The organism is Paucibacter sp. JuS9 (assembly GCF_044043925.2).
Lineage (GTDB): Bacteria > Pseudomonadota > Gammaproteobacteria > Burkholderiales > Burkholderiaceae_C > JAUASW01.
This window is the reverse complement of sequence record NZ_CP194172.1, coordinates 2216409-2241406: the sequence shown is the minus strand read 5'-3', so window position 1 is coordinate 2241406 and position 24998 is coordinate 2216409. Positions and strand designations below refer to the sequence as shown.

Here is a 24998-nt window from a genome sequence, read left to right as displayed (position 1 = left end):
CATGGTCGGGTCTTGACGGCCGGGGCGCAGCCGTCGGGGCGCGCTGGCTATGATGCGCGCCTTGACCCGACCCTGATTCCCCATGCCGCTGGTTCATCCGCAGTTCAACCCGATCGCCCTGCAGCTGGGGCCCTTGGCCATCCACTGGTATGGCCTGACCTATCTGGCTGCCTTCGGCCTGTTTCTCTGGCTGGCCAACCGCCAGGTGGCCAAGCCCTGGAACGCCGCAGCCGGCTGGTCGCGCCGCGATGTGGATGACCTGCTGTTCTTCGGCGTGCTGGGCGTTGTGCTGGGCGGCCGCCTGGGCTATGTGCTGTTCTACAAGCCGGACTTCTATCTGGTGCATCCGCTGGACGCGCTCAAGGTCTGGGAGGGCGGCATGTCGTTCCACGGCGGCCTGCTGGGCGTGATCCTGGCCATGGCCCTGTTTGCCCGCCTGCGCGGCAGGAAATTCTTCGAGGTGACCGACCTGATCGCGCCCTGCGTGCCCACGGGTCTGGGAGCCGGCCGCATCGGCAATTTCATCAACGGCGAACTCTGGGGTCGTCCGGCGAGTGCGGACCTGCCCTGGGCCATGGTGTTCCCGCAAGCGCATGAGGCGGTGCCGGTGCCACGTCACCCTTCGCAGCTCTACCAGTTCATCGGCGAGGGTGTGCTGCTGTTCCTGCTCCTGTGGTTCTATGCCCGCGCGCCGCGGCGCACCGGCCAGGTGTCCGGGCTGTTCCTGATCGGCTACGGCCTGGTGCGCCTGGTCACCGAATTCTTCCGCGAGCCCGATTCCTTCCTCGGCTACCGCGCCCTGAACCTGAGCCAGGGCCAGTGGTTGTCGTTGCCCATGGTTCTGGCCGGCATCGCGATCTGGCTCTGGGCCTCACGCAAGAAGGTGGATTGAGCCATGCGCCAGATCTTTTTCGACACCGAAACCACCGGCCTCTATGCCGAGGGTGGTGACCGCGTCATCGAAGTCGGTTGCGTGGAGATGGTCAATCGCCAGCTCACCGGCAACAACCTTCACCTCTACATCAACCCCGAGCGGGCCAGCCATGAAGAGGCCTTGAAGGTCCACGGCCTGACCGAAGAGTTCTTGTCGGACAAGCCCAAGTTCGCCGAGATCGCCGAGCAGCTGCTGGCCTTCCTGGCCGGCGCCGAGCTGGTGATCCACAACGCGCCCTTCGACATCGGCTTCATCAATGCGGAGCTGAAGCGGTTGAAGAAGCCGCCGATCACCGACATCGTGGGCGGCGTGCGCGACACGCTCTTGATGGCGCGCGACATGTACCCGGGCAAGGCCAACTCGCTCGACGCGCTGTGTCGCCGCCTGGAAGTGGACAACAGCAAGCGCGAGCTGCACGGCGCCTTGCTGGACGCGGAGCTGCTGGCCGATGTCTACATCCGCCTGACCCGCGGCCAGGATGCGCTGCTGATGGACGAATCGGGCGAGGTTGGTTCGGCCAGCAAGGAAGTCGGCAGCGTCGCCATCGATTTCAGCCGCTTCCAGCTGCCGGTGCTGCAAGCCTCGGCAGACGAGTTGGCGGCGCATGAAGCGGTGCTCGCCGACCTCGACAAGGCCTCGGGCGGCAAAAGAATCTGGCAGGCCGCTGGTACTTGAAAATTTCCATGGCATAATCGCGGGCTTCCCGGTTGGTAGCCGACGCAAGTTGGTTGCCGCTAGCGACAAGACCGGGCGGTTAGCTCAGCGGTAGAGCACTGCCTTCACACGGCAGGGGTCGCAGGTTCGAACCCTGCACCGCCCACCAGAATTCAAGAGGCCGGCAATCGTATCGGCCTCACCAGTTCTGAATTTTGTCGCACGGTCCCGGTACCCAATACCGGGCGGTTAGCTCAGCGGTAGAGCACTGCCTTCACACGGCAGGGGTCGCAGGTTCGAACCCTGCACCGCCCACCAAGCCTTTGAAACGCCCCGACGGTCTCGACCGCCGGGGCGTTTTTCATTGCGCATTTCCCTTTTCCCAGTTTGCGCGAGTAAACCCTAGTCGTCAGGAACTTCACTAAAAGCAAATATTCGGGCATAGTGATATTTGCATGACGAACAAGCAGGCCATTCCGAGTGAAGCCGTCTTCCTGGCGGCGGCGGACCTGTTCGGCTTGCTGTCCAACCCCTGCCGGGTGCGCATCGTGTACGAGCTCTGCCACAGCGAGCTCAACGTCGGTGACCTGCTGGGACGGGTCGGGGGCAGCCAGCCGAACCTCAGTCACCACCTCGGGGCCCTGTACCGGGCGGGTGTGCTGGGCAGGCGACGTGACGGCGCCCGTTCGTTCTATTCGTTGGTGCCGGGCAAGATGGACCTGCTCTGCGGCGCGTTGACAGGGGGCATTGGCCCTTGTGGTGATGGTTTGAGGGCGACTCGCGGTCTGGCGGCCCTCGGCATGGAAGGAGACAGTCAGTGAGCACAGACGACAAATCCGGCGCGGCGACGCCGGGGCGGCTGATCAAGGCGCCGGAAAACTTCCTCGACCGGGACGGTATCCGTCAGGTCTTTGCCGAGGCCAAGGCCGGGCGGCGCGGATTCATCCGCAGCGCCTTTGCCGCCGCGGGCGCGGCTGCGGCGGCGCCGTTGGCGCTGGCGCAAGGCCCGGTGGGCGAGGGTGACCCCAACATTCTCCAACTGCCCGAGCACAGCAAGGGTCTGGGTCAGCCGGTCGTGACCGACGGCTACGGCAAGCCCTCCAAGTACGAGGCCAACGTGCAGCGGCGCCAGAGCCCGGGCCTCACGCAGACGGCCCAAGCCTCGGTGTCTTTCGCACCGCTGCAGTCGCTGTTCGGCATCGTGACTCCGAGCGGCCTGCATTTCGAGCGCCATCACCAGGGCTGGTGGGACATCGACCCGAGCAAGCACCGCCTGATGATCAATGGCTCCGAGCCGGCCCTGCTGAAGAAGTCCATGGTCTTCACCATGGACGAGTTGATGCGCCTGCCCTCGGTGTCGCGCTTCCACTTCATCGAGTGCGGTGCCAACACCGGCATGGAATGGGGCAATGTGGCCGTGCCGACCGTGCAGTACTCGCACGGCATGCTCAGTTGCAGTGAGTTCACCGGTGTGCCGTTGCGGGTGCTGCTCGACCTGGCTGGGGTGGACTACAAGAAGGCGCGCTACGTGCTCGCCGAAGGAGCTGACGGCTCCTCGATGACGCGCACCATCCCGATGGAGCTGGTCGAGAGCGGCGAAGTGTTCGTCGCCTACGGCCAGAATGGCGAGATGCTGCGCCCCGAGCAGGGCTACCCGCTCCGACTCGTGGTGCCGGGCGTGCAGGGCGTCAGCTGGGTGAAGTACCTGCGGCGCATCGAGGTGGGCGACAAGCCCTATGCCGCCAAGGACGAAGCGGTGCACTACATCGACCTGATGCCGAGCGGCCAGCATCGCCAGTACAGCAGCACCCAGGAATGCAAGAGCGTGGTCACCACGCCTTCAGGTGGCCAGGTGCTGCTCGACAAGGGGTTCTACAACATCTCCGGCCTGGCTTGGTCGGGGCGAGGCAAGGTCAAGCGTGTCGACGTTTCGGTGGACGGAGGACGCAACTGGCGTACCGCGCGCCTCGAGGGGCCTGTCATGAGCAAGTGCCTGACCCGCTTCAACATCGACTGGGTCTGGGACGGCAAGCCCGCCCTGATCCAGAGCCGCGCCATGGACGAAACCGGCTATGTGCAGCCGAACTACCGCCAGCTGCGCGAAGTTCGCGGCACGCGCTCGATCTATCACAACAACGCGATCCAGACCTGGCTGGTTCAGGAAGACGGCGAGGTGAAGAATGTCCAGCTCTCGTAAATTGCTCATCGCGGGCCTGCTGGGCCTGGGCCTGGCCGGCGCCAGCTTCGCACAGGCGCCCCAGCAGATGCCCGGCATCGGCCGTGCCGCTACGCCGAAGGAGATCGCGGCCTGGGACATCGACGTGCGTCCGGACTTCAAGGGCCTGCCCAGGGGTTCGGGCAGCGTGGCCAAGGGCCAGGATGTCTGGGAGGGCAAGTGCGCGCATTGCCATGGCATCTTCGGCGAGAGCGGCGAGGTGTTCTCGCCGCTGGTGGGCGGCACCACGGCCGACGACATCAAGACCGGCCATGCGGCGCGCCTGAACGACCGCGGCTTTCCGGGCCGCACGACGCTGATGAAGGTCGCCACGGTCTCGACCCTGTGGGACTACATCAACCGAGCGATGCCCTGGACGGCGCCCAAGTCGCTGTCGACCGACGAGGTCTACGCCGTGACGGCCTTCCTGCTGAACCTCGGTGGTGTGGTGCCTGACGACTATGTGCTGAGTGACCGCAATATTGCCCAGGTGCAGGCCCGCATGCCCAACCGCAACGGCATGTCGCTGGAGCATTCGCTTTGGCCGGGCAAGAGCCTGACCACGGGCAAGTTCAAGCCCGACGTGCAGGCCCAGACCTGCATGAAGGATTGCCCCTCCGAGGCCCAGGTGGCGTTGGCGCTGCCCGACCATGCACGCAATGCGCACGGCAACCTGGCCGAGCAGAACCGGGCGGTGGGCGCGCAGCACGGTGTTGATACCACGCGAGCCGGTGGCACGCCGACGCCGCGGTCTGTGGCTGTCGCCGCGCCTGCAGCACCGGCGCCGGCCAAGGCCGGGGCGCCGATGGCGCTGCTGAACAAATACAGTTGCACCGCCTGCCATGGCATCGACAGCAAACTGGTGGGGCCGTCGTTCAAGGATGTGGCGAAGAAGTATGCTGGCCGCGCCGATGCCGACACCTATCTGGCTGGCAAGATCCGTGCTGGTGGCTCAGGCGTCTGGGGCGGCATCCCCATGCCCCCGCAGACACTGAGCGACGCGGAAGCTGCGACGATTGCGCAATGGCTCAAGGCGGGCGCGGCCCGCTGAGACCTGAGGTTCCTTAGGGGATGGCACCGATGGGCGGCCGCCATCCTTTTATTAGCATGTACCGATCAAGGAGACAGAGATGATCGCAAACCGCCGACAAGTGCTGGCCACCAGCGCCAAGGTCGCATCGCTGATGCTGGCCACCGGCCTGTTCGGGTCGCACGCCCTGGCTTCGGGCCCGGCTGCAGGCAAAGGCGCTTTCGACGCCAAGACCCTGGCCGACCTGACCAAGGCCCTGGGCCTCGGGGCCCCGACCGAGAGCAAGGATGTCACTATCACCGCGCCTGATATTGCCGAGAACGGTGCCGTGGTGCCCCTCGGCGCCGCTACCACGGTGGCCGGCGTCAAGCAGGTGATGCTGCTGGTCGAGAAGAACCCGTCCGTGCTCGCTGCGCTGTTCAATGTCTCGCCCGAAATCGAGCCGGCATTCAAGGCGCGCGTCAAGATGGGCCAGTCGTCGAACGTGATTGCCGTTGTCGTCACCGGCGACAACAAGGTCCTGTTCGCACAGAAGGAAGTCAAGGTCACGCTGGGCGGTTGTGGCGGCTGATGCCCGCACTGCCTGACGTCATTCATTCCGATACAGATTTTTAGGAGATTCCCATGGCAGATCCGATGCGCATCCGTGCCCAGGCCAGTGGCGACAAGGCCACCGTTCGCGTCCTGATGGCTCACGAGATGGAAAGCGGCCAACGCAAGGACAGCGCTGGCAAGCTGATCCCGGCCTGGTATATCAACGAGGTCAGCGCCTCGCTCAACGGCAAGGTCGTGATGACCGCCGAATGGGGCCCCTCGGTGTCCAAGAACCCGTTCCTGGAATTCGCCGTCAAGGGCGCCAAGGCCGGCGACAAGATCAGCATCTCCTGGACCGACAACAAGGGTGACAAGCGCACCGACGAGGCCGCCGTCTCTTGATGAGGGTCATCCCCGCTGCCCATCAGGCGGCGGGGCACTAGAGTTGGAACTGCAGTGGCATGACGTGACCGTACCCGAAGTCCGCACCCTGCAGTCAAGGAGACAAATCGATGAAGCGACTCACCGCGCTCCTGCTGTGCGCGCCGATGCTGATGCCGCTGCCGGGTGCAGCGCAGAAGACGGCGGCCGACGGCATTGCCGAGTACCGGGCCCTGCTGGCGGATGGCAATCCGGCCGAGCTGTTCGAAGCCAAGGGCGAGGACCTCTGGAAACGCAAGCGCGGTCCCAAGAACGCCTCGCTCCAGTCCTGCGACCTGGGCAAGGGGCCAGGCGTCGTGAAGGGTGCATTCGTAGAGTTGCCGCGTTTCTTTGCCGACACCGGCAAGGTGCAGGACCTGGAGTCGCGTCTGCTGACCTGCATGAGCAGCTTGCAGGGCCTGGATGCGGCCGCCATCGCCAAGACGCCGTTCGGCAAGGGCGAGCAGGCCAATATGGAGGCCCTGGCGGCCTGGATCTCGGCCGAATCGCGCGGAACCCGCATGAACCTGCCTCAGGGGCATGCCGAGGAGCGGCGCATGTACGAACTCGGCAAGCGGGCCTTCTTCTTCCGTGGTGGTCCGATGGACTTCTCCTGTGCGTCCTGCCACGGTGAGGACGGCAAGCGCATCCGCCTGCAGGACCTGCCCAACCTGACCAAGAACCCCGGCGACGGCGTCGGCTTTGCCGCCTGGCCAGCGTACCGCGTGTCCAGCGGTGAACTTTGGAGCATGCAGCGACGGCTCAACGACTGCTTCCGCCAGCAGCGCTTCCCGTACCCAGGCTATGCCTCCGATGTGACGATTGCGTTGGGGGTCTACATGGGTGTCAACGCCAAGGGCGCCGAATCCATCGCGCCCGCGATCAAGCGCTGAGGGAGACTGATCATGAACAAGAAAATTCTGCTGATCGGCCTGGGTGTAGCGATGGCCGCGGTCGGTTGCGCCACGCTGCCGAGCCCTGCCGAACTTGACGCCCAGGCGCTCGCGATGCTCAAGGCCTCGTTCCGCGACGAGGGCATCGCGACAGCCAAGCGCCTGGACCAGGACCTGGGCCAGAAGGCATGCTCGTCTGACCAGGCGCCGGCCGAGCCAGTAGCCAAGCAGATCGAAACCGAGGCACTCGCAACGGTCAAGTGGCCTGCCGGGGGACAGTACCTCGGCGACTGGAAGGAGGGCGAAAAACTCGCCCAGAACGGCCGCGGCATGACCTGGACCGACAAGTCCGCGGCCCCCGAGGCCAACGGCGGCAGCTGCTACAACTGCCACCAGGTCAGCAAGGCAGAGGTGTCGTTCGGCACCATCGGCCCGAGCCTCTACAACTACGGCAAGATCCGCGGCGTCAAGGATGTGGCCGACCCGGCCTCCGCGGCCATCGTCCAGTACACCTGGGCCAAGCTGTGGAACTCCAAGGCCTACAACGCCTGCTCCAACATGCCCCGCTTCGGGCACGCGGGGCTGTTGAACGAGCAGCAACTGCGCCACGTGATGGCCCTGCTGCTCGATCCGCGCTCGCCGGTCAACCAGTAGCGCAACCGAGCCCGCCCGTCTCGCGACCGGCGGGCTTTTTTGGACCCAATACATAAGCGTTTACTTATCATGAACCTCAGCAAGCGCGAATTCCTCCAGGTGCTGTCGGCTGCCTCGGTGGCCGGCATGGGCCTGGCCCAGCACGCCGACGCCGACGCGGCCACCGCCGAGCGGGGCCTGTACGAACTGCCGCGCTTCGGCAAGGTCTCCTTCCTGCACATGACCGACTGCCATGCGCAGCTGCTGCCGATCCGCTTCCGCGAGCCCAATGTGAACCTGGGCCTGGGCTCCATGCTGGGCCGCACGCCGCACCTGGTCGGCGAGCAACTGCTCAAGGCCGCGGGCGTGCGGCCGGGTACGCCCTTGTCGCATGCCTATACCTACCTCGACTTCGAGAAGGCCTCGCGCCGCTACGGCAAGGTCGGCGGCTTCGCCCACCTTGCCACCCTGGTCAAGCGCATGAAGGCCAGCCGCCCCGGCGCGCTGCTGCTGGACGGCGGTGACACCTGGCAGGGCTCGGCCACCTCGCTGTGGACCAATGCGCAGGACATGGTCGACGCCTGCAAGCTGCTCGGTGTGGACGTGATGACCGGCCATTGGGAGTTCACCTACGGCATGGAGCGGGTCAAGGAGATCATCGACGGCGACTTCAAGGGCAAGCTCGATTTCGTGGCGCAGAACGTCAAGACCAATGACTTTGGCGACCCGGTGTTCAAGCCCTATGTGATCCGCGAGATCAACGGCGTGCCCTGCGCCATCATCGGCCAGGCCTTCCCCTACACCCCGATCGCCAACCCGCGCTACATGGTGGCCGACTGGGCCTTCGGCATCCAGGACGAGAACATGCAGGCCATGGTCGACGAGGCGCGCGGCAAGGGTGCCCAGGTCGTCGTCGTGATCTCGCACAACGGCATGGACGTGGACCTGAAGATGGCCTCGCGGGTGCGCGGCATCGACGCCATCCTGGGCGGCCACACGCACGACGGCGTGCCTGTGCCGGTGCAGGTGAAGAATGCCGGCGGCACGACCCTGGTGACCAATGCCGGCAGCAACGGCAAGTTCCTCGGCGTGCTGGACTTCGAGGTCAAGGACGGCAAGGTCAGCGACTTCCGCTACAAGCTGCTGCCGGTCTTCGCCAACATGCTCAAGGCCGACCCCGAGATGCAGGCGCTGATCGAGAAGGTCCGCAAGCCCTACGAGGCGAAGCTCAATGAGAAGCTGGCCGTGACCGACGGCCTGCTGTACCGGCGTGGCAATTTCAACGGCAGCTGGGACCAGCTGATCGTCGACGCGCTGATGGAGGTGCAGGGCGCCGACATCGCTTTCTCACCGGGCTTCCGCTGGGGCACCAGCCTGTTGTCGGGCGAGGCGATCACGCGCGAGCTGCTGATGGACCAGCTGGCCACCACCTACTCCTACGCCACGGTCACCGAGATGAGCGGCGCCATGATCAAGACGGTGCTGGAAGACGTATGCGACAACCTGTTCAATCCCGATCCGTATTACCAGCAAGGCGGTGACATGGTGCGTGTCGGCGGCCTGAGCTATGCCTGCGAGCCAGGTGCGGCCATGGGATCGCGCATCCAGGACATGCGCCTGCATGGCAAGCCGATCGAGGCCGGCAAGAACTACAAGGTGGCAGGTTGGGCGCCAGTGGCCGAAGAGGCGCGCACCATGCCCGGCACGCGCATGGTGTGGGACGTGGTCGAGCAATGGCTCAAGTCGCAAGGCCACGTGAAGGCACGCAGCATCAACACGCCGAGACTGATCGGCGTTCAGGGCAACCCGGGCCTGGTGGTATGAATCCGCTGCTCATGAGGCAGGCGGGCATGACAAGCGGGTAGGGCGCAGCAAGCGGTGCGGCGCGCGGTGCGCCGGCCACCGACAAACAAAGCAGGAGACAAGATGACGAAACGCTTGAACAGCGTGGCGGCGGCGGTGCTCGCCCTCACGATTCCGATGGCCGCGCAGGCCACCAACGGCATGCAGCTCGAAGGCTACGGCCCTATTGCCGCCGGCATGGGTGGTGTCTCGATGGCCCTGAACAACGGTGTGGCCGCATCGGCCAACAACCCGGCGACGCTGAGGCTGATGGCGACGTCCGCGCGCCTCGACCTGGCCATCGGCCATCTGGGCCCCGACGTGCAGCTTAGTGCCGGTCCCATGGCCAGCAAGTCGGGCGGCACCTCTTACACGATGCCTGCCTTCGGCTATGCGCGGCGCAGCGGCGATTGGGTCTACGGCGTCGGCGTGTTCGCGCAGGGCGGCATGGGCACCGAGTTTGGTGCCGACAGCTTCATGGCCATGGGCTCGGGCAAACCTGTCCGTTCGGAACTCGGTGTCGGCCGGGCCATCCTGCCCCTGGCCTACAAGGCATCGCAGCAGCTGACGCTGGGCGGCTCGGTCGACCTGGTCTGGTCGACGCTGGACCTGCGCATGGCGGCCAGCGGTGCCCAGCTGGGCCAGATGGTGACCGGGGCCACCGGCAACCTGGCCCAGGCCTTGCCGGCTTTGGGCGGCGCACCCTGGGCCCGCATCGACTTCGGCGACGGCACCGAGTATTCGGGCGAGGCCTGGTCGCGCGGCTGGGCCGCCAAGCTGGGCTTCCACTACAAGCTCAGCGACGAGCTGTCCGTTGGCGGCGCCTGGCACAGCCGCACCCACCTGTCGGACATGAAGACCAGCCCCGGCGGCGCCTCGATGAGCGCCATGGGCGGCTTCGCCGACTCGGGCAGCCTGCGCGTGCTCGACTTCCAGATGCCCGCGCAGACAGCCCTCGGCGTGGCCTGGCAGGCCACGCCCAGCCTGATGGTGGCCGCCGACGTGAAGCGCATCGCATGGAAGGGCGTGATGGACATGCTGCGCATGCGCTACGACAGCGCCGGCATGGGCGGCTCGGTCAGCTTCGGCCTGCCGCAGCAATGGAAGGACCAGACGGTCACCGCGATTGGCCTGGCCTGGTCAGCCACACCCGCGCTGACGCTGCGTGCCGGCTACAACCATGCGTCCAACCCGATCCCCGACCTCTTCGTGAACCCGCTGTTCCCGGCCACGGTCGAGAAGGACTACACGGCGGGCTTGTCGCTCAAGTTCGGCGAAAGCTCTGAGGTCAGCGCCGCGCTGAGCAAGTCTCCCGCGGCCCGCGTGGTCAGCGGCAGCGGTGTCGGCATCAGCCATGCGCAGCTGAATGGGCAGCTGATGATCAGCATCGGTTTCTGATTTTTATTCACAATATAAGGAAACAATCATGAACGGAATCAAAGGACGGCTGTTGCGCGTGGCCCTGCTGCTGGGCGTGGCAGGCATGCTGGGTGGCTGCGGGACTCTCTCGACCCTGGGCAAGCTCGAGGACGGTGCCGGCGCCGAAGCCGGCAAGATGTGGGATCGCTGGGTGGACAGCGGCGGCGACATCGCCGTGGCCACGACCTGGGAACGCAAGGTCAAGCCGGGTGTGACCCTGGATCAGGTCGAACAGGCGCTGGCCAGCGTGGCCACCGAACACAACATCCGTCCGGTCGGCGAGCTGCCTCTGTCCAAGGAACTGGAGGCCCGCAGCGGCAAGCCGCAGAAACTGCTCAAGGTCTACAGCTACTGCAACCCGCAGACGGCGCGCAAGATGGTGGACTTCTCGCCGCACATGGCGGCCTACCTGCCGTGCCGCATCAGTGTGGTCGAGCAGGCGGATGGCCTGTGGATGTACACGCTGAACATGGACATGATGATCCGCATGGGCCGCAAGCTGCCACCTGACCTGAAGTCCGATGCGCTGAAGGTGCGCGAGGCGATCTGGCAGATGATGGAGAAGGGCTCGCGCGGGGAGTTCTGAGAGACCTTGGGGTCGGCCTTGCGCCGACCCATCGATCCATCAGGGCTTCAGGTAGACGAAGCCTTCGCGCGCCTGCAGCCGACCGATTTCGGCCACGCCCGACGGCACGATCTTGGACTCCATCACCAGCTTGTCGGCCGGTATGTTGCGGGCCACCAGCGTGTTGTTGCAGACGCGGAACTCCACACCGCGGTTGGCCAGCTCGCTGATGTTGCCGGCGAAGGGCTTGCCGGGCGCCGCTTCTGCGCCGTCGATCAGAAAATCGATGCCGGCGCCATGCGCCACGACCACGATCCTGGCCGTTGGGTCGGCGGCCAGATGGTTGCGGATGTTGCCCAGGCCCCGGGCGGCTTGCGCGAGGCCCTCGCTCATGTGATAGACGATCTTCACCGGTCCATCGGCGGCCAGGCTGGCGGTGCTGGTCAGCAGGCTGCCGAGGCCCAGGGCCAGGGCCGCCAGCAGGCTGTGTCTGCGTGTTGACATGGATCACTCCTTGGGGTTTGCGCGGCATTACATTAGAAGCTGCGCATATTAGGATTAAGCGCGACTTTGACGTCCCTCACCACGGGGCAAACGCGGAGCCATATGTTCATCGACGGCTGGATTGAATCGGTGGGTCAGGCCCGGGCGCTGGCCTTTGGCGGCGTGGCCATCGGCTTTGTCTTCGGCTTCTTCGCCCAGCGCTCGCGCTTCTGCCTGCGCTCGGCCACCATCGAATTCTCGCGTGGCCTGCGCGGCGGCAAGCTGACCGTCTGGCTGTTTGCGTTCGCGTCGGCGCTGCTGGTCACGCAGGGCCTGGTGGCATTGGGCTGGGCCGATGTCAGCAGCGCGCGCCAGCTGGCCTCGCGCGGCAGCCTGTCCGGCGCGGCGATTGGCGGCGCATTGTTCGGCATCGGCATGATCCTGGCCCGCGGCTGCTCCAGCCGCCTGCTGGTGCTGGCGGCCCAGGGCAATCTGCGCTCGCTCTTGTCGGGCCTCGTGTTCGCGGTGGCGGCGCAGGCCGCCTGGACTGGCGTGCTGGCCCCGGCGCGCGAGGCGCTGTCGGCGCTGTGGACGGTCGAAGGCGGCGCGGCGCGCGACCTCGTCATGCTCACGGGCATGGGGCGTGGCGGGGCGCTGCTGTTCGGCGGAATCTGGCTGCTGGCGGCGATCCGCTGGGGTTGGCATCAGCGCGTCCCCACCTGGGGCGGGCTCGGAGCTGTCATGGTAGGGCTGAGCATTGCGGCGGCCTGGTGGTACACCGCGCATGTGGCCCAACTGGGTCTGGAAGCGGATCTGGCACCGATCCAGGCACTCAGCTTTACCGGCCCCTCGGCCGAGGTGCTGACCCGCGTGCTGTTCGCGCACGACAAGCCGCCCAGCTTCGACCTGGGTCTGGTCCCCGGCGTGTTCCTCGGCTCGTTCTGTGCGGCGGCGCTGTTCCGCGAGCTCAAGCTGGAAGGCTTCTCGGGCGGTGCGAGCATGCGCCGCTACCTGTTCGGTGCACTGCTGATGGGCTTTGGCGGCATGCTGGCCGGCGGCTGCGCGGTCGGGGCCGGGCTGTCGGGCGCGGCCGTATTCACGATCACCTCCTGGGTCGCGCTCGCTGCCATGTGGGCCGCCGCAGCTGCCACCGACCACGTGCTGGACTGGCGCACCGAGAAGGCATCGGCTGCGCCGGCCGTGCCGCTGGACCAGCCGGTGCCTCAGTTGTCTCGCTCCTTCACGCGTTGAAGACATGAATGACATAGAAACTTCCGACTTCTGCACCCGTCCGCCACGCCCGTTCTGGCCGGCCTGGCTGGCCGGCCTGGCGCTGGGCGCTGTGTTGCTGCTGACCTTTGTCTGGACCGGTCATGGCCTCGGGGCTACCGGTGCCACGACGCGGCTCACTGCAGCCATCGGCCAGACCGTGGCGCCGGTGGCCACGCAAGCCAATGGCTACCTGGGCCCCATGGTCGAAGGCGGTGTCAACCCGCTGCCCGGCTGGATCAGCTGGCAGGTGCTGGGCGTGGCTCTGGGCGCGCTGGCGAGTGCCTGGCAGGCCGGACGACTGCGCGTGCAGCTCGACGGCCAGCGCAGCGTGGGCTCGGGCCGGCGCCTGGCAGCAGCTTTCGGCGGAGGTCTGATGGCGGGCTTCGGCGCGCGCGTGGCGGCCGGTTGCACCAGCGGCCTGGGCTTGTCGGGCGCGGCCACGCTGGGCCTTTCGGCCTTCGTGTTCCTGGGTGTGTTCTTCGCGGTCGGCATCCTGGCCAGCCGCCTGGTCAAGGGGATCTGAATGCAGCTGCCTCTGAATGATGCCGGCCTGTGGTCGGCCCTGGTCTGCGGCGGCCTGTTCGGCTTCGTGCTTGAGCGTGCCGGCTTCGGCAGCCCCTGCAAGCTGACGGCCCAGTTCCGCTTCACCGACTGGTCGGTGCTCAAGGTCATGTTCACGGCCATCGTGGTCGCCGCAGCCGGGCTGGCGCTGCTGCGCGGGCTCGGCTGGCTGCCTGCGGACGCCGTGTTCGTGCCCACCGCCTACCTTGGTGCCGCTGCCATCGGCGGCGCTCTGGTCGGCGCCGGCTTCGCTATCGGCGGCTACTGTCCGGGCACCTCGGTGGTCGGCCTGATGTCCGGCCGGCTGGATGCACTGGTCTTCCTGGTGGGGCTGCTGGTCGGTACCGGTCTGTTCGCAGGCGCCTGGGGCTCGGCGCTGGACGCCTGGACCACGGCCGGCGAGCTTGAGAGCGGCGACACCCTGCTCGATGCCTTCGGCGTGCCCGACGCCGTTGCCGTGGGTGCAATGGCCGCGGCCCTGGTCCTCGTCTACTGGCTCGGCGGCCGCATGGAGCGCCGCAGTCGCGGGCCGGTCAGCGCGGCGGAGGCGGTGCGGGGCGCTGGCGCCGAGCGCTGATCCATTCCTACCTTTGTCCATCCAGGAGTTCTTCATGAAAGCAAGCCTCTCCCGACGTCGATGCGCCACCCAGGCGGCCCAGGCGCTGCCGGCGCTGGCCATGGCGCTGGCCCTGCTGCAGCCGGCCGCTGCCGCCGAGCCGGCCAAGCCCGCACCCAAGGCTTCGGCACCTGCCAGCGCGCTGCCCTCATCGGCAAGCAAACCTGCCAATCCCTGCGGCCCGGCCAACCCCTGTGGTCCGGCCAAGAAGAAGCGCAAGAAGTCCGGCGACAACCCCTGCGGGCCGGCCAACCCTTGCGGCCCGGCCAAGAAGTGAGCCGCGGCGGCTGAGGCGGGCAGAGCATGCAGGCACAGGCAGCCTGGCAGGCGGTGCAGATCCCGCTGCGCGCGGCGCAGCGTGGCCGTAGCATGGCCGAACTGGCGCTGTGTGGCGCGCAAAGCCTGACCGCATGGCGGCACTACCCGCGATCCGACGCGCGCGACACCGCGAGCGGCTGCTCGTTCTACTTCCATGCCCACAACGAGGCGCGCAGTACCGAAGAGCACGGCCACTTCCACCTGTTCATGCGGTTGCCGCAGGCTGGCGGCTTCCAGCATCTGGCGGCGCTCAGCATCGACAACCTCGGCCGGCCGCTGCGCTGGTTCGCCACCAACGCCTGGGTGACCGGCGAGCAGTGGCAACCGGCGCTGCGCATGCGCGATGCACTGCCGCAGTTCGCGCTGCAGATGCGCGGCCCGGCCGCGCCGGTGGGGCGCTGGCTTGAAGCACTGGTGCGCCTGCACCAGGATGCGCTTGCCGACCTGCTGGAGCGCCGAGATGCCATGCTCGGCGCCCGGCAGGCCGCCACGCTGGAACCGCTGGAGCGGATCCTGGCCGACCGCGACCTCGACCTGCTGGCCGAATCCGCCGTGGACCTCGGCCAGCGCCTGCAGCAGCTGCAGGCCTCTCTCGACAACGACCCTGGAGACGACTGACATGACCCTATCAAAGACCCTCCCTGCCTCGGTAATGCGCCGTGGCCTGTTCAAGCTGGCCGTGTCGGTCGGCGTGCTCTGCGGCGCCGGCCTGTCCTGGGCCGGCATGACCCTGCCCGGTCCCGTGGTCGACAGCGCCTGGCTGGCGGCCAACCTCGACAAGGTGCAGGTGTTCGAGGTGCGCGCCAACGTCAAGAGCTTCACTGGCGCGCCCGAGTTCGAGACCGATGCCAAGTCGGGCAAGAAGACTCTGGTCGAGGTTGGCGGCCACATCCCGGGCTCGCGGCTGATGGACACCAAGCCGCTGCGTGTGGACCGCAAGATCGGCGAGCTGACCGTGAAGTACATGATTCCCGAGGGGCCGGCCTTCGAGAAAGTGATGCAGGCCATGGGCGTTGACGCCGACAAGCCCATCGTGCTCGTGCCCTTGGGGCTGGACATGACCGACCTGGACGATGCGCTGCGCGCTTACTGGCAGCTGAAGGTCTATGGCGAGGACAACATGGCCGTGCTGGACGGCGGCATGGCCAACTGGCTGCTTGAGGGCCGCGCGCACAGCAGCGAGGCCGCGACGGCGCGGCAGGGCAGCTGGAAGGTCAAGGCCGATCGCAGCGCCCAGTACATGGCCGACTCGCAGGCCGTGGCCGATGCCGTGGCCGCCAAGTCGGGCAGTGTGGTTGACGGGCGCGACCTGCGGTCGTTCCACGGCTTGGCCAAGCGCGACTACGTCCATGCGGCCGGCCACATCCCCGGCGCCAAGGTTCTGCCTCCCGAGTTGCTGAACAGGCCGGTCGCCGGTGGTGCCGTGAAGCTGCAGAGCACGGCGACCTACCGCGCCCTGGTGGCGGCTCTGGGAATCGACGCCGACAAGCCCGCCATCGCCTACTGCAACAGCGGTCACCTGGCCTCAGGTCCCTGGTTCGTGATGTCGGAGCTGCTCGGCATGCGCAATGCCCGTTTGTACGACGGCTCGATGCACCAGTGGACGCTGGAGAAGCGTCCGGTCGAAGGCGCGATTCCTCTACAGTAGGCGGCCATGAACACATCGACACCGTTCCATCGCAGCCTGCTGTTTGCGGGCCTGTGCATGCTGCCGCTGCTTGCGCAGGCGCAGCAGAGTGCCAAGGACCAGGCGCGCGCCGAGGAGATCGTGCAGGGCAAGTGCTTCATCTGCCATGGGGTCGACGGCGAAAGCTCGAGCCCCGTGTTCCCGCGCCTGGCCGGCCAGCACGGTGCCTACATGGCCCGACAACTGGCCGACTACCGCAGCGGCAAGCGCAAGAGCAGCACCATGCAGCCGATGGTGGAGGACCTCAGCGCCGAAGACTTTGCGGCGCTCGGCCGATACTTCGAGAGCCGCACGCCGCTCAAGCACGCGGTCGAGGATTCGGACCTGGCCCAGGTCGGCCGCTTCATCTTCATGCGTGGCAATCCGTACACCGGCGTGGCGGCCTGCGCCAGCTGCCACGGCGAGAAGGGCCACGGCACGCCGCAGCTGCCGCGCATCGCCGGCCAGCATGCGCAGTACACCGAGAACCAGCTGAAGGCCTTCAACAAGCGCGAGCGCACCAACGACAACGCGGTGATGCACGCGATCGCCAGCAAGCTGAGCGAGCTGGAGCTGAAGGCGGTGTCGGCCTACCTGAGCGGGCTGAACTGAGCGCAGCGACGGGCCTGGACCCCAGGGTCAGGTCATTTGCGCCGGGTTGAGCCGCGGGTGCGTTTCTTCGCCCAGCCACCACAGCAGGACGCCAGAGGCGCCCATCGACAGCGAGACGAAGCGGAAGGCGGCCTCCACATCGCCGCTCCACTGCGCCATCAGCCCGAGGCCCAGCGCGCCGATGCCGTAGCCCAGATCGCGCCAGAAACGATAGATGCCGATGGCCGAGCCGCGCCAAGTCGGGTGAGAGATGTCAGCCACGGCGGCGGACAGGTTGGGGTAGAGCAGGGCCATGCCCATCCCCGACAGCGCCGCTGACAGCGACCACCAGGTCATGCCCTGGCCCTGCAGCATCAGGGCCACGCCGGCGCCGCACAGCCACATGCCCGCGACGGTGGGTCGATGCCGGCCGATGTGGTCGGACAGGCGACCGGTGAACAGCTGTGAGGCTCCCCAGCTGAGGCCGTAGACGCCGATGACCGCGCTGCTCTGGGTGAGGCTCAGGCCGTGCTGCTGCAGGTAGATCGGATAGAACACCCAGACCAGCGCGTCGACGAACTTCTCCACCAGGCCGGCCTGGCTCAGGGCGAAGAACCGCCGGTCGCGCCAGCTCAGCAGCGCGAACAGCTCCCAGCTGCCGGGCTCGCTCGAGACCAGGTGGGGATAGCGCGCGGGTGGCAAGCCGGCCGAATGGCCCGCGGCGGCCTGTCGCGCCGCATCGGCGCGTGCCCAGGGCAGGGTCTCGCGCACCCAGCGCAGCGTCAGCACGATCGCGACGAGGACGACCGCGAGCCCGAACAGCAGCAGCCCCTGGCGGGGCCCCAGCCAGCTCGCCAGGGCGGCGGTGGCGATCCCTGCCAGGGCCACGCCCGCGTAGCCGGCGAACTCGTTCAGCCCCAGCGTGAGGCCGCGCTCGCGCGGGCTGGTGAGGTCGAGCTGGGCGGTCTGCGTCATCGACCAGGTCAGTCCCTGGTTCATGCCCAGCAGCACTGTTGACGCGACCACCCAGCCCCAGCTCGGCGCAAGGGCGACCATGACCGGCACCGGCAGGGCCGCCAGCCAGCCCAGCAGCAGCACGCGTCGGCGTCCGACCCGCTCGGACAGGCGTCCGGCCACGAAATTCATCACCGCCTTGACGACACCGAAGGCGATCACGAAGGTCGTCAGCAGCAGGAACGAGGTCCGCGGCACGCCGAACTCGCGCTCAGCCAGGGCGGGCACCACGGTGCGCATCATGCCCAGGGTCAGGCCCACCAGCAGCACCTGCAGCAGCTGGTGCAGGAACTGCGGCAGATTGGAATGGATGCCTTGCTGATGCTGCATGTGCGGGCGATCGGTCGCGCGGGCTCAGCTCGCCAGCGGCATGCCGGCAGCCTGCCATTCGCTTACGCCGTCCAGCAGCTTGTGCACCCGGTAGCCCTGGCGGCTGAGCAGCCGATGCGCCTCTTCCGAGAACAGGCAGAACGGGCCGCGGCAATAGGCCACGATGTCCTTGTCGCGCGGCAGCTCGGTCATGCGGCTGGCCAGTTCTTGCAGCGGCATGGAGCGGGCGAACGGCAGGTGGGCCTGCTGATATTCCTCCTGCGGTCGCACGTCGATGATCAGCAGCTCGCCACGCCTGGCGCGCCTGAGCAGGGTGTTGCGATCCAGGCTCAGCAGCTTCGAGGGCTCGGCCACCATGCGGTCGAGTGCGACGCGCAACTCGTCCAGGTGCGCCTCGGCCACCTCGCGCAGCCTGACCCACAGGCCGGCCACGTCGTCGCCGGCAAGCCGGTACACGACGTACTTGCCGTCCTTGCGCGAGCCCACCAGCTGCGCCTCACGCAAGGCCCGCAGGTGGGCGCTGGCCAGCTTGATGTCGATGCCGAGTTCGCCTGCCATCTGCTCGACCGATTTCTCGCCCTGCGCCAGCAGCCCCAGCAGCTCCAGCCGCTTGGGGCTGGACAGGGCCTTGCCGATGCGCGCCACCTGCTCGTAGAGCAGGTCCTTGGTGTGTCGCTTGTTCATGCCAATCATTCTAACGATGGTTAGAATGATTGGCGAAGCCGCGGCTGGTTGGCAGCACGCGGCAGGGACGTTCGATGGACCCCGACAGACTCAGGCATTCGCTGGCCGCCCTGGTCGTGCTGTGCGTGCACGGGCTGGCGCTCGTGCTCGCCGGCGGGCTGCTGCAGCGCGCCTCGAAGGGCGCCCGCGCGCCGCAGTCGGTCATTCAGCTTGTCCTCGTGCCGCCCGAGCCGCCCGCGGCGCCCGCAGCGCCAGAGGTGCTGCTGGCGCCTACCTTGCCTGAGCCATCCATCGAGGCTCGCGCGCTGCCGCTCGAGCCGCCACCGGTGCTGGACCGCCCACCCGCGACTCAGGCCGCGCCACCCGCGCCCACCGCGGCCGAGTGGGCGTTCGCCGCTGGCTACGCGCTGAAGAACAGCAAGGGCTATCGCCACAGCTGGGGCCGGCAGGTGCGCAGCTTGATGGGCACGGCGGTGGAGGGGCCTGATCAGGGACTGGTCCGCTTCCGTGTCGAGATCGCGCCGGACGGCCGCCTGACACAGCTGGAAACGCTGTGGAGCACCTCGCTGCTGGCCGAGCGCCTGGCGCGCCAGGCGATCGAGGCCATGCCCCCGCTCCCGCCCACGCCGACCGGCCAGCCTCTGATCTTCGAGCGGACGATCTCGTTCTCGCCCTTCGCCACCGACGACGCGCCGGTCTACCGGAACGACTGCCGCCCGGACCCGCCGGTGTTTCGCAATCCGTTTGCCTGGGATGGCCGGGCGCCGCAGGTCCGCGCCGAACAGAGGGTCGCCGAGCCGCTCGACCCGCAGGCCCTGGCCGAATGCCTGAGGCAATTGCCTACCGACAGCCTCGAAGCGGAAAGCGCCAACGACCAGCGGCACATCGAGCGCGGCCGCTCGAGCAGGCTCGGGCGATGAGGGTGCCGCATGTGAAGAGGCCGGCGTCGCTGACGCCGGCCTTGTCCCTTGATGCGGCGCTGGTCGCTCAGCCCAGCATGTCGTCCCAGATGTTCTGCGCCCAGGACAGCGCGTAGCGGCCTTCGACCTGGTTGGCCGCGGCCGACACGCCGCCGGAGCCCGGCACCGGCTTGAAGGTCTTCTCGGTTGCGTCGTACTGGTGCACCGAGGCCACGTGGATCACGTCGCGCGCGGTGACGAAGCTGTAGCAGGTGTTCATCACCACCGGCGTGGCATTGACCGCCTCGCCCTTGAGCAGCTGGATGATGGCCGCGGCCGCCACCTTGGCCTGCTGGTTGGCCATGTGGCCGGACTTGGGCATGCCGGGGCCGGGGAAGGTGGCGTCACCCAGCACATGGACGCCGGGCGCGGCGGTGGACTCCATCGTCAGCCAGTTGACGCCGCTCCAGCGCTGGTTGATGTTGACCACGCCGGCCTTCACCGCCAGGTCGGCGGCGCGCTGCGGCGGAATCACGTTCAGCACGTCGGCCTTGACGTCCTCGAACTCCAGCTTGGCGAGCTTGCCGCCATTGCTCACCTCCTTCAGCTCGGCATTGGCGCGGTATTCGAGAATGCCGTCGTAGTGCTGCTTGAAGGCCTTCTCGAACAGGCCCTTCTTGGAGGTGATCTCGGGGTTGGCATCGAGCACCAGCAGCTTGGACTTGGGCTTGGCCGCCTTCAGGTAGCTGGCAATCATGCAGGCGCGCTCGTAGGGGCCGGGCGGGCAGCGGTAGGGCGCCTTCGGGATGCTCATGGCCACCACGCCGCCGTCGGGCATGTCGAGCAGTTGCTTTCGCAGCACTACGGTCTGCGGGCCGGCCTTCCAGCTGTGCAGCACCTGGCCGCTGTCCAGCGCGGCCTTGAGGCCGCCAATGCCCTCGAGCATGAAGTCGATGCCTGGCGAAAGGATCAGGCGGTCGTACGAGAGGCTCGTGCCGTCGGCCAGGCGCACGGACTTGGCCGCAGCGTCGATTGCCACCACCTCGCCCTGCACCAGCTTCACGCCCAGCGCCTTCAGGCCCTCGTAGCCGCGGCTGATGTCGGCCATCTGCTTGTGGCCGCCGATCACCAGATTGGAGATCGGGCAGGAGATGAAGCCGGCATTGCGCTCGACCAGGGTCACGTCGATATTGCCGCCCCACAGGCGCAGGTAGCGCGCGGCCGTGCTGCCACCGAAGCCGCCGCCGATCACGACCACCCGGCCGAGGCTCGGCCCGCTGCCGGCCATGCCGGCGCAACCGGCGAGGCCGAGGCCCGAGAGCGCGAGGCCGCCCAGCAGCAGCTGGCGGCGCTTGAAATCCTGTTGTGTGTTCGTCATGGCGCGCTCCTCAGGGCTTGGCCGCCGGCAGCGCGGCGAAATGCTTGACCACCAGCTTTAGCTGGTCCTCGGTATAGCCCTTGACGATCTGGTGCATGATCGTCGCCGGCTGCGCCCCGCTGCGGTAGTCGGCCAGCAGCTTCAGCAGCTCGTCCTCCTTGCGGCCGGCGAGCGATTTCATCTCGCCCTTGGCCACGCCCGCGGTGCCGTGGCAGTTGGCGCAGGTGGCGGCAAGGTTTCTCGCGATCACGGCCTCGCCGGGTGGCTTGTCCTGAGCCAGGGCGCTGCCGGCCATCACGGCCAACAGCAAGGCGCTGCTGCGCACTCGAACTGGTGTCATAGCTTGTCTCCTGTTTTTTGGGGGGCGCATTCGGAGCCCCAAGGCGTGGGTCTCACCCGCAGCATCGGAACTGCTGCTGTCAGGATCATTACATTCGGCAGGCGCGGGCATCCGGACTAACCATGAGGGCTCAGGAAACGTCGTGCGGATGTAATATTGGTCTATGCTGATAAAACGCATATTAATCTTCTGTTATCTGCTTGCGACATCGGCGGCCACGTTGGCGCAGGTGCTCATGCCGGTGCAGGTCGCCCCGGGGGCCTGGATGGTGCAGGGCGAGTCGGCCCTTGGCTCAGCGGCCAATCGAAACTTCATCTCCAACGCCGGGTTCGTCGTGACAGACGATGGCGTGCTCGTGGTCGACGCGCTGGGCTCACCGGCCCTGGCCGAGGAACTGCTCGCGGCAATCCGCCGCATCACCGACAAGCCGGTCCGCCATATTGTGGTCACCCACTATCACGCGGACCACATCTATGGCCTGCAGTCTTTCAAGGCAGCCGGCGCGCAGGTGCTGGCAGAGGCAGAGGGGCAGGTGTATCTGCATTCGGACACGGCAGCGCTGCGCTTGAAGGCGAGCCGCGAAGAGCTGTTTCCGTGGATCGACGAGAAGACGCAGCTGGTGGCGGCCGACCGCTGGATCCGTGAGCCACTGACGCTGCGCATGGGAGGCCTGGAATTCGTCGTTCAGCCAGTCGGCCCGGCCCATACGCCAGAGGATCTGGTGGTCTATGTGCCGCAACTCAAGCTGCTGTTCGCGGGCGACCTGGTGTTCCGGGGGCGCGTGCCCTTCGTCGGCCAGGCCGACAGTGGCCGCTGGATTGCCGGGCTGGACAGGCTGCTCGCCTTCGACGCCCAGGTCATCGTTCCTGGGCACGGTCCGGTTTCGAACACCGCGCGCGAGGACCTTCAAATGACACGCGACTACCTGGCCTACCTTCGCAAGACCATGGGCGCGGCCGCGCGTGACATGGAGCCCTTCGAAGAGGCCTACAAGCGAACCGACTGGTCGCGCTTCGAGACGCTTCCGCTGTTCGGCGCGGCCAACCGAATCAATGCCTACAACACCTACCTGCTGATGGAGCGGGAGGGCAGCCAATGAAGCGCCGCGCGATGCTGCTGACCCTGCCTTGGGCCGCTCCTCTCCTGGCGAAGCCGGCGCTGCGCGGTGCGGCCGTCGCTTGGCCCGAGGGTATCCGCCTGGTCGATGGCAGTGCCTGGCTGGTTCCAGCGGGACACGCGGCTGTCGTCGTGTTCTGGTCGCTGGATTGCAGCTATTGCGAGCGCCACAACGCGCATGTCGAAAAGCTGCATCGAGCCGCTGCAGGCAAGCCGCTGCAGGTGCTCGGCGTGGTGAGGGGCGGTGATGAGGCTTCCGTGCAGCGGCGCATGCGCGCGCGCGGTTGGACCTTTCCCGCGACGCTGGCGGCAGGTCCATTGTCGGAGGCGCTGACGGCCCGCCGCAGCGTACCCATGACGGTGACCGTGGACCGGCAGGGCCGCTTGCGCGAGCAGATCCCTGGCGAGATGTTCGAGGCCGACGTGCTGGACCTGCTCAAGCTGGCGTCTTGAGCTCGCCGCCATACTGCTCGTAGGCATCCAGCGCGTGCGCGGCATACATCAGGGCCGGCCCACCGCCCATGTAGACACACATGCCCAGCATCTCTTCGAATTCCTGACGGGTGCAGCCGAGTTTCACCAGGGCCTCGGCATGAAAGCCCAGGCAGGGGTCGCAGCGGGCCGCGACCGACAGGGCCATGGCGAGCAGCTCCTTGGTCTTCTTGTCCAGCGCGCCGTCGCGGGTTGCCGCCTGCGCCAGCGCCGAGAAACCGCGAGTGGTTTCCGGGATGTCGGCGCGCAGCCGGGCCAGTGCATTCGAGACTTCTGCCGTGATTCCCTTGTAGTCCTTGCTCATTGGCATCCTTCAATTCCTTGGATACGAATATAGTGATCTCGTCTGCCCACGCGCGCCTTGATACAGGGCAATGCGCGGGTGTTTCGTGCACTGAGGACGAGCATGCTGAACAACCTCCGGATCTCGCAGCGATTCATCGCGATCATGGCCATGTACTGGGCCACCTTTCTGGCCCTGGCGGTGCTGGCGCTGTGGGGCCTGTTCTCCGGCGCCGACCAGATGTCCGACATCGCGGAGCGGCGCCTGCAGGCCGTCTCCAGCCTGAACCAGCTGATCAAGAACAACCAGGCCAATCGCACCGAAGTCCTGCTGGCGTTCCAGCATGCGCCCGGCAGCCCGCTCGCCTCGGTCCATGACCACGAGCTGGCGGTGCATCTGCAGAACATCGACAAGCGGCGCAAGGCCAACGATGAAGCCTGGCCCCGAATGAACGCCGCTTTCACGTCCGACGAGGGCAAACGCCTGCTGGACGCTGCCGACGTCAAGCGCCGCGCCTGGACGGCCAAGGCGGACGCGGCGATTGAGGCGGTTCGGCGCAATGACTTTTCCAACGAGGTGATGGCCGCCTTCCTGGCGGCGGGCCGTAGCGAAGGCGCTGCACTGTTTGAGGCGATGGAGGGGTTGGTGGCCTTCCAGCAGCAGCGCGCGACGGCAGCGGCGGCAGCCGCACAGGCGAGAGCCCAGAGCCTGCTGTGGATATTTGCCGGCATGGCCGCACTGATCGGTGTGCCGGCCACGTGGATGTTCGTCACGCTGCTGGCACGCATCCGATCCGGCTTCGCCACGGCCGACGAGGTTTCGACCGCGATTGCTGCCGGCGACCTGCGCGTGGACGCTCGGGTCGAGGGCCGGGACGAGATTGCCCATCTGCTGGGCCAGATGCACCTGATGCGCGAACGGCTGCTGGACCTGATTCGCGACGTTCGCAGCGCCGCTGAAGGCGTGCAGGTCGCAGCCAGCGAGGTGGCCTCGGGCAATATGGACCTGTCGAGCCGGACCGAGCAGACTGCAGGCAACCTGCAGCAGACCGCCAGCACAACGGACGAGCTCAGCGCCACGGTGCGCCAGAACGCGGACAACGCCGGGCAGGCCAACCAGTTGGCCAAGACCGCCAGCGAGGTGGCCGGTCGCGGCGGTCAGGTGGTGGGCGAGGTGGTCGAGACGATGAAGGGCATCAACGACAGCAGCCGGCGCATCTCCGACATCATCGGCGTGATCGACTCGATCGCCTTCCAGACCAACATCCTGGCTCTGAACGCCGCGGTCGAGGCAGCGCGGGCCGGCGAGCAGGGCCGCGGCTTCGCGGTGGTGGCCAGCGAGGTGCGCAGCCTGGCCCAGCGCAGCGCCGAGGCGGCGCGCGAGATCAAGGGCCTGATCGGTGCCAGCGTCGAGCATGTGGAGCAGGGCACCCAGCTGGTCGACCGAGCCGGCAGCACCATGCAGGAGGTGGTGGCCTCGATCCAGCGCGTCAGCGACATCGTGGGCGAGATCACCGTCGCCAGCAAGGAGCAGAGCGAGGGCGTGGCGATGGTGGGGAATTCCATCACCCAGATGGACCAGGCCACGCAGCAGAACGCGGCCCTGGTCGAACAGAGCGCGGCGGCCGCGGCGAGCCTGCGCGACCAGGCGGACCAACTGGTGCAGGCGGTGGCTGGGTTCAAGCTGCCCTGAATGCTCTGGGCGCGGCACTTGCGCGCCCAGGCTGTCAGCGCTTGAGTCAACGCAAGTCATTTGCGCCAGATCAGGGGCCCAGCCTATGGGCAGGCATCCAATGGAATCACGAAGCCAGGACTTC

The 24998-nt window shown here is 67.2% G+C and carries 29 protein-coding genes and 2 tRNA genes; 25 read left to right on the top strand and 6 right to left on the bottom strand.

The features are described from left to right. Positions 1-82: 82 nt before the first annotated feature. The 14 genes from lgt (at position 83) to ABT392_RS09930 (ending at position 11160) form a co-directional block, all read left to right on the top strand. Complete coding sequence (gene lgt, locus ABT392_RS09995; protein WP_334275719.1) at positions 83-892, top strand: prolipoprotein diacylglyceryl transferase; 810 nt, start codon at positions 83-85, stop codon at positions 890-892. A gap of 3 nt (positions 893-895) precedes the next feature. Beyond that, entirely contained in the window at positions 896-1609 is a 714-nt protein-coding gene (dnaQ, locus tag ABT392_RS09990) for a DNA polymerase III subunit epsilon (protein ID WP_334275718.1), read from the top strand. 73 nt (positions 1610-1682) lie between these two features. Continuing rightward, positions 1683-1757: transfer RNA gene (locus ABT392_RS09985), tRNA-Val, on the top strand. A 74-nt stretch (positions 1758-1831) separates the two neighbouring features. Next, a tRNA-Val gene (locus ABT392_RS09980) sits at positions 1832-1906 on the top strand. A gap of 137 nt (positions 1907-2043) precedes the next feature. Then, a complete protein-coding gene (locus ABT392_RS09975) occupies positions 2044-2409 on the top strand; it encodes an ArsR/SmtB family transcription factor (protein ID WP_395385855.1) in 366 nt (121 codons plus the stop codon). Next, positions 2406-3785, top strand: a complete 1380-nt coding sequence (gene soxC, locus ABT392_RS09970) for a sulfite dehydrogenase (protein ID WP_395385856.1) — start codon at positions 2406-2408, stop codon at positions 3783-3785. Before ABT392_RS09975 ends, soxC begins: the two co-directional genes overlap by 4 nt. Further along, positions 3769-4854, top strand: a complete 1086-nt coding sequence (locus ABT392_RS09965) for a c-type cytochrome (RefSeq protein ID WP_464970964.1) — start codon at positions 3769-3771, stop codon at positions 4852-4854. The genes soxC and ABT392_RS09965 overlap by 17 nt, the downstream gene beginning before the upstream one ends. Before the next feature lie 79 nt (positions 4855-4933). Further along, the gene (gene soxY, locus ABT392_RS09960) at positions 4934-5404 is read left to right on the top strand and encodes a thiosulfate oxidation carrier protein SoxY (RefSeq protein ID WP_395385858.1); all 471 of its coding nucleotides are present in this window, start codon (positions 4934-4936) and stop codon (positions 5402-5404) included. A gap of 53 nt (positions 5405-5457) precedes the next feature. Beyond that, the gene (gene soxZ / locus ABT392_RS09955) at positions 5458-5769 is read left to right on the top strand and encodes a thiosulfate oxidation carrier complex protein SoxZ (protein ID WP_334275713.1); all 312 of its coding nucleotides are present in this window, start codon (positions 5458-5460) and stop codon (positions 5767-5769) included. 110 nt (positions 5770-5879) lie between these two features. Beyond that, positions 5880-6680 carry a sulfur oxidation c-type cytochrome SoxA gene (gene soxA / locus ABT392_RS09950; protein WP_334275712.1) on the top strand — a complete coding sequence of 267 codons (801 nt, stop codon included), beginning with the start codon at positions 5880-5882 and terminating at the stop codon, positions 6678-6680. Between the two features lie 12 nt (positions 6681-6692). Continuing rightward, on the top strand, positions 6693-7334 hold the full coding sequence (gene soxX / locus ABT392_RS09945; RefSeq protein WP_334275711.1) for a sulfur oxidation c-type cytochrome SoxX: 642 nt from the start codon (positions 6693-6695) through the stop codon (positions 7332-7334). A 69-nt stretch (positions 7335-7403) separates the two neighbouring features. Continuing rightward, positions 7404-9137: a thiosulfohydrolase SoxB gene (gene soxB, locus ABT392_RS09940; protein WP_395385859.1), complete on the top strand. Its 1734-nt coding sequence runs from the start codon at positions 7404-7406 to the stop codon at positions 9135-9137. A gap of 102 nt (positions 9138-9239) precedes the next feature. Then, entirely contained in the window at positions 9240-10553 is a 1314-nt protein-coding gene (locus ABT392_RS09935; RefSeq protein WP_395385860.1) for an OmpP1/FadL family transporter, read from the top strand. A gap of 28 nt (positions 10554-10581) precedes the next feature. Then, on the top strand, positions 10582-11160 hold the full coding sequence (locus ABT392_RS09930) for a DUF302 domain-containing protein (RefSeq protein ID WP_334275708.1): 579 nt from the start codon (positions 10582-10584) through the stop codon (positions 11158-11160). A 39-nt stretch (positions 11161-11199) separates the two neighbouring features. On the opposite strand, the gene ABT392_RS09925 is transcribed toward ABT392_RS09930, so the two are convergent. Then, positions 11200-11643 (bottom strand): DsrE family protein, encoded by a 444-nt coding sequence (locus tag ABT392_RS09925; RefSeq protein WP_334275707.1) that lies wholly within the window; start codon positions 11641-11643, stop codon positions 11200-11202. Between the two features lie 102 nt (positions 11644-11745). Here ABT392_RS09925 and ABT392_RS09920 point away from each other — a divergent pair, with 102 nt between their 5' ends. From ABT392_RS09920 to ABT392_RS09890, 7 genes are read left to right on the top strand one after another with little or no spacing between them, the layout of a single operon-like run. After that, entirely contained in the window at positions 11746-12873 is a 1128-nt protein-coding gene (locus ABT392_RS09920; protein WP_395385861.1) for a YeeE/YedE family protein, read from the top strand. A gap of 4 nt (positions 12874-12877) precedes the next feature. Continuing rightward, positions 12878-13417, top strand: a complete 540-nt coding sequence (locus ABT392_RS09915) for a YeeE/YedE thiosulfate transporter family protein (protein ID WP_395385862.1) — start codon at positions 12878-12880, stop codon at positions 13415-13417. Then, a complete protein-coding gene (locus tag ABT392_RS09910; RefSeq protein ID WP_395385863.1) occupies positions 13418-14032 on the top strand; it encodes a DUF6691 family protein in 615 nt (204 codons plus the stop codon). A gap of 34 nt (positions 14033-14066) precedes the next feature. Beyond that, positions 14067-14348 (top strand): hypothetical protein, encoded by a 282-nt coding sequence (locus tag ABT392_RS09905; protein WP_395385864.1) that lies wholly within the window; start codon positions 14067-14069, stop codon positions 14346-14348. Positions 14349-14374: 26 nt separating this feature from the next. Then, positions 14375-15007, top strand: coding sequence for a DUF6969 family protein (locus ABT392_RS09900; RefSeq protein ID WP_395385865.1), 633 nt, complete (start codon positions 14375-14377; stop codon positions 15005-15007). A gap of 1 nt (position 15008) precedes the next feature. Next, positions 15009-16037, top strand: a complete 1029-nt coding sequence (locus ABT392_RS09895) for a sulfurtransferase (RefSeq protein WP_395385866.1) — start codon at positions 15009-15011, stop codon at positions 16035-16037. A gap of 6 nt (positions 16038-16043) precedes the next feature. After that, positions 16044-16667, top strand: a complete 624-nt coding sequence (locus tag ABT392_RS09890) for a c-type cytochrome (protein WP_334275700.1) — start codon at positions 16044-16046, stop codon at positions 16665-16667. 27 nt (positions 16668-16694) lie between these two features. On the opposite strand, the gene ABT392_RS09885 is transcribed toward ABT392_RS09890, so the two are convergent. Then, positions 16695-17990: an MFS transporter gene (locus ABT392_RS09885; RefSeq protein WP_395385867.1), complete on the bottom strand. Its 1296-nt coding sequence runs from the start codon at positions 17988-17990 to the stop codon at positions 16695-16697. A 24-nt stretch (positions 17991-18014) separates the two neighbouring features. Continuing rightward, positions 18015-18674, bottom strand: a complete 660-nt coding sequence (locus ABT392_RS09880) for an ArsR/SmtB family transcription factor (protein WP_395385868.1) — start codon at positions 18672-18674, stop codon at positions 18015-18017. A gap of 74 nt (positions 18675-18748) precedes the next feature. On the opposite strand from ABT392_RS09880, the gene ABT392_RS09875 reads away from it, so the two are divergent. Next, positions 18749-19594, top strand: coding sequence for an energy transducer TonB family protein (locus ABT392_RS09875; RefSeq protein ID WP_395385869.1), 846 nt, complete (start codon positions 18749-18751; stop codon positions 19592-19594). A gap of 67 nt (positions 19595-19661) precedes the next feature. Here ABT392_RS09875 and ABT392_RS09870 read toward each other — a convergent pair whose 3' ends face one another. Together ABT392_RS09870 and ABT392_RS09865 are read right to left on the bottom strand one after the other, a co-directional pair. Continuing rightward, positions 19662-20951, bottom strand: a complete 1290-nt coding sequence (locus tag ABT392_RS09870) for an FCSD flavin-binding domain-containing protein (RefSeq protein ID WP_395385870.1) — start codon at positions 20949-20951, stop codon at positions 19662-19664. Between the two features lie 10 nt (positions 20952-20961). After that, positions 20962-21291: a c-type cytochrome gene (locus ABT392_RS09865; RefSeq protein ID WP_395385871.1), complete on the bottom strand. Its 330-nt coding sequence runs from the start codon at positions 21289-21291 to the stop codon at positions 20962-20964. 163 nt (positions 21292-21454) lie between these two features. Between ABT392_RS09865 and ABT392_RS09860 the strand changes: the two genes are divergently transcribed. Both ABT392_RS09860 and ABT392_RS09855 read left to right on the top strand, forming a co-directional pair. Further along, positions 21455-22390, top strand: a complete 936-nt coding sequence (locus ABT392_RS09860) for an MBL fold metallo-hydrolase (RefSeq protein WP_464970963.1) — start codon at positions 21455-21457, stop codon at positions 22388-22390. Next, positions 22387-22860: a TlpA disulfide reductase family protein gene (locus tag ABT392_RS09855; protein WP_395385873.1), complete on the top strand. Its 474-nt coding sequence runs from the start codon at positions 22387-22389 to the stop codon at positions 22858-22860. Before ABT392_RS09860 ends, ABT392_RS09855 begins: the two co-directional genes overlap by 4 nt. On the opposite strand, the gene ABT392_RS09850 is transcribed toward ABT392_RS09855, so the two are convergent. Then, on the bottom strand, positions 22844-23209 hold the full coding sequence (locus ABT392_RS09850) for a carboxymuconolactone decarboxylase family protein (protein ID WP_395385874.1): 366 nt from the start codon (positions 23207-23209) through the stop codon (positions 22844-22846). The two genes, ABT392_RS09855 and ABT392_RS09850, sit on opposite strands and share 17 nt — an antisense overlap. 96 nt (positions 23210-23305) lie before the next feature. Between ABT392_RS09850 and ABT392_RS09845 the strand changes: the two genes are divergently transcribed. After that, positions 23306-24874 (top strand): methyl-accepting chemotaxis protein, encoded by a 1569-nt coding sequence (locus ABT392_RS09845; protein WP_334275690.1) that lies wholly within the window; start codon positions 23306-23308, stop codon positions 24872-24874. Positions 24875-24998 lie beyond the last annotated feature (124 nt).

Bases quoted from the DNA above. Each gene is read 5' to 3' on its own strand.
- ABT392_RS09975 (WP_395385855.1), top strand. From the start codon at position 2,044: ATGACGAACAAGCAGGCCATTCCGAGTGAAGCCGTCTTCCTGGCGGCG.
- soxX (WP_334275711.1), top strand. From the start codon at position 6,693: ATGAACAAGAAAATTCTGCTGATCGGCCTGGGTGTAGCGATGGCCGCG.
- soxZ (WP_334275713.1), top strand. From the start codon at position 5,458: ATGGCAGATCCGATGCGCATCCGTGCCCAGGCCAGTGGCGACAAGGCC.
- ABT392_RS09870 (WP_395385870.1), bottom strand. From the start codon at position 20,951: ATGACGAACACACAACAGGATTTCAAGCGCCGCCAGCTGCTGCTGGGC.
- ABT392_RS09850 (WP_395385874.1), bottom strand. From the start codon at position 23,209: ATGCCAATGAGCAAGGACTACAAGGGAATCACGGCAGAAGTCTCGAAT.
- ABT392_RS09865 (WP_395385871.1), bottom strand. From the start codon at position 21,291: ATGACACCAGTTCGAGTGCGCAGCAGCGCCTTGCTGTTGGCCGTGATG.
- ABT392_RS09875 (WP_395385869.1), top strand. From the start codon at position 18,749: ATGGACCCCGACAGACTCAGGCATTCGCTGGCCGCCCTGGTCGTGCTG.
- dnaQ (WP_334275718.1), top strand. From the start codon at position 896: ATGCGCCAGATCTTTTTCGACACCGAAACCACCGGCCTCTATGCCGAG.
- ABT392_RS09860 (WP_464970963.1), top strand. From the start codon at position 21,455: ATGCTGATAAAACGCATATTAATCTTCTGTTATCTGCTTGCGACATCG.
- ABT392_RS09910 (WP_395385863.1), top strand. From the start codon at position 13,418: ATGCAGCTGCCTCTGAATGATGCCGGCCTGTGGTCGGCCCTGGTCTGC.
- ABT392_RS09880 (WP_395385868.1), bottom strand. From the start codon at position 18,674: ATGAACAAGCGACACACCAAGGACCTGCTCTACGAGCAGGTGGCGCGC.
- ABT392_RS09915 (WP_395385862.1), top strand. From the start codon at position 12,878: ATGAATGACATAGAAACTTCCGACTTCTGCACCCGTCCGCCACGCCCG.
- ABT392_RS09930 (WP_334275708.1), top strand. From the start codon at position 10,582: ATGAACGGAATCAAAGGACGGCTGTTGCGCGTGGCCCTGCTGCTGGGC.
- ABT392_RS09845 (WP_334275690.1), top strand. From the start codon at position 23,306: ATGCTGAACAACCTCCGGATCTCGCAGCGATTCATCGCGATCATGGCC.
- ABT392_RS09855 (WP_395385873.1), top strand. From the start codon at position 22,387: ATGAAGCGCCGCGCGATGCTGCTGACCCTGCCTTGGGCCGCTCCTCTC.
- ABT392_RS09895 (WP_395385866.1), top strand. From the start codon at position 15,009: ATGACCCTATCAAAGACCCTCCCTGCCTCGGTAATGCGCCGTGGCCTG.
- ABT392_RS09905 (WP_395385864.1), top strand. From the start codon at position 14,067: ATGAAAGCAAGCCTCTCCCGACGTCGATGCGCCACCCAGGCGGCCCAG.
- ABT392_RS09890 (WP_334275700.1), top strand. From the start codon at position 16,044: ATGAACACATCGACACCGTTCCATCGCAGCCTGCTGTTTGCGGGCCTG.
- soxB (WP_395385859.1), top strand. From the start codon at position 7,404: ATGAACCTCAGCAAGCGCGAATTCCTCCAGGTGCTGTCGGCTGCCTCG.
- ABT392_RS09885 (WP_395385867.1), bottom strand. From the start codon at position 17,990: ATGCAGCATCAGCAAGGCATCCATTCCAATCTGCCGCAGTTCCTGCAC.
- soxY (WP_395385858.1), top strand. From the start codon at position 4,934: ATGATCGCAAACCGCCGACAAGTGCTGGCCACCAGCGCCAAGGTCGCA.
- lgt (WP_334275719.1), top strand. From the start codon at position 83: ATGCCGCTGGTTCATCCGCAGTTCAACCCGATCGCCCTGCAGCTGGGG.
- soxA (WP_334275712.1), top strand. From the start codon at position 5,880: ATGAAGCGACTCACCGCGCTCCTGCTGTGCGCGCCGATGCTGATGCCG.
- ABT392_RS09965 (WP_464970964.1), top strand. From the start codon at position 3,769: ATGTCCAGCTCTCGTAAATTGCTCATCGCGGGCCTGCTGGGCCTGGGC.
- ABT392_RS09935 (WP_395385860.1), top strand. From the start codon at position 9,240: ATGACGAAACGCTTGAACAGCGTGGCGGCGGCGGTGCTCGCCCTCACG.
- ABT392_RS09925 (WP_334275707.1), bottom strand. From the start codon at position 11,643: ATGTCAACACGCAGACACAGCCTGCTGGCGGCCCTGGCCCTGGGCCTC.
- ABT392_RS09920 (WP_395385861.1), top strand. From the start codon at position 11,746: ATGTTCATCGACGGCTGGATTGAATCGGTGGGTCAGGCCCGGGCGCTG.
- ABT392_RS09900 (WP_395385865.1), top strand. From the start codon at position 14,375: ATGCAGGCACAGGCAGCCTGGCAGGCGGTGCAGATCCCGCTGCGCGCG.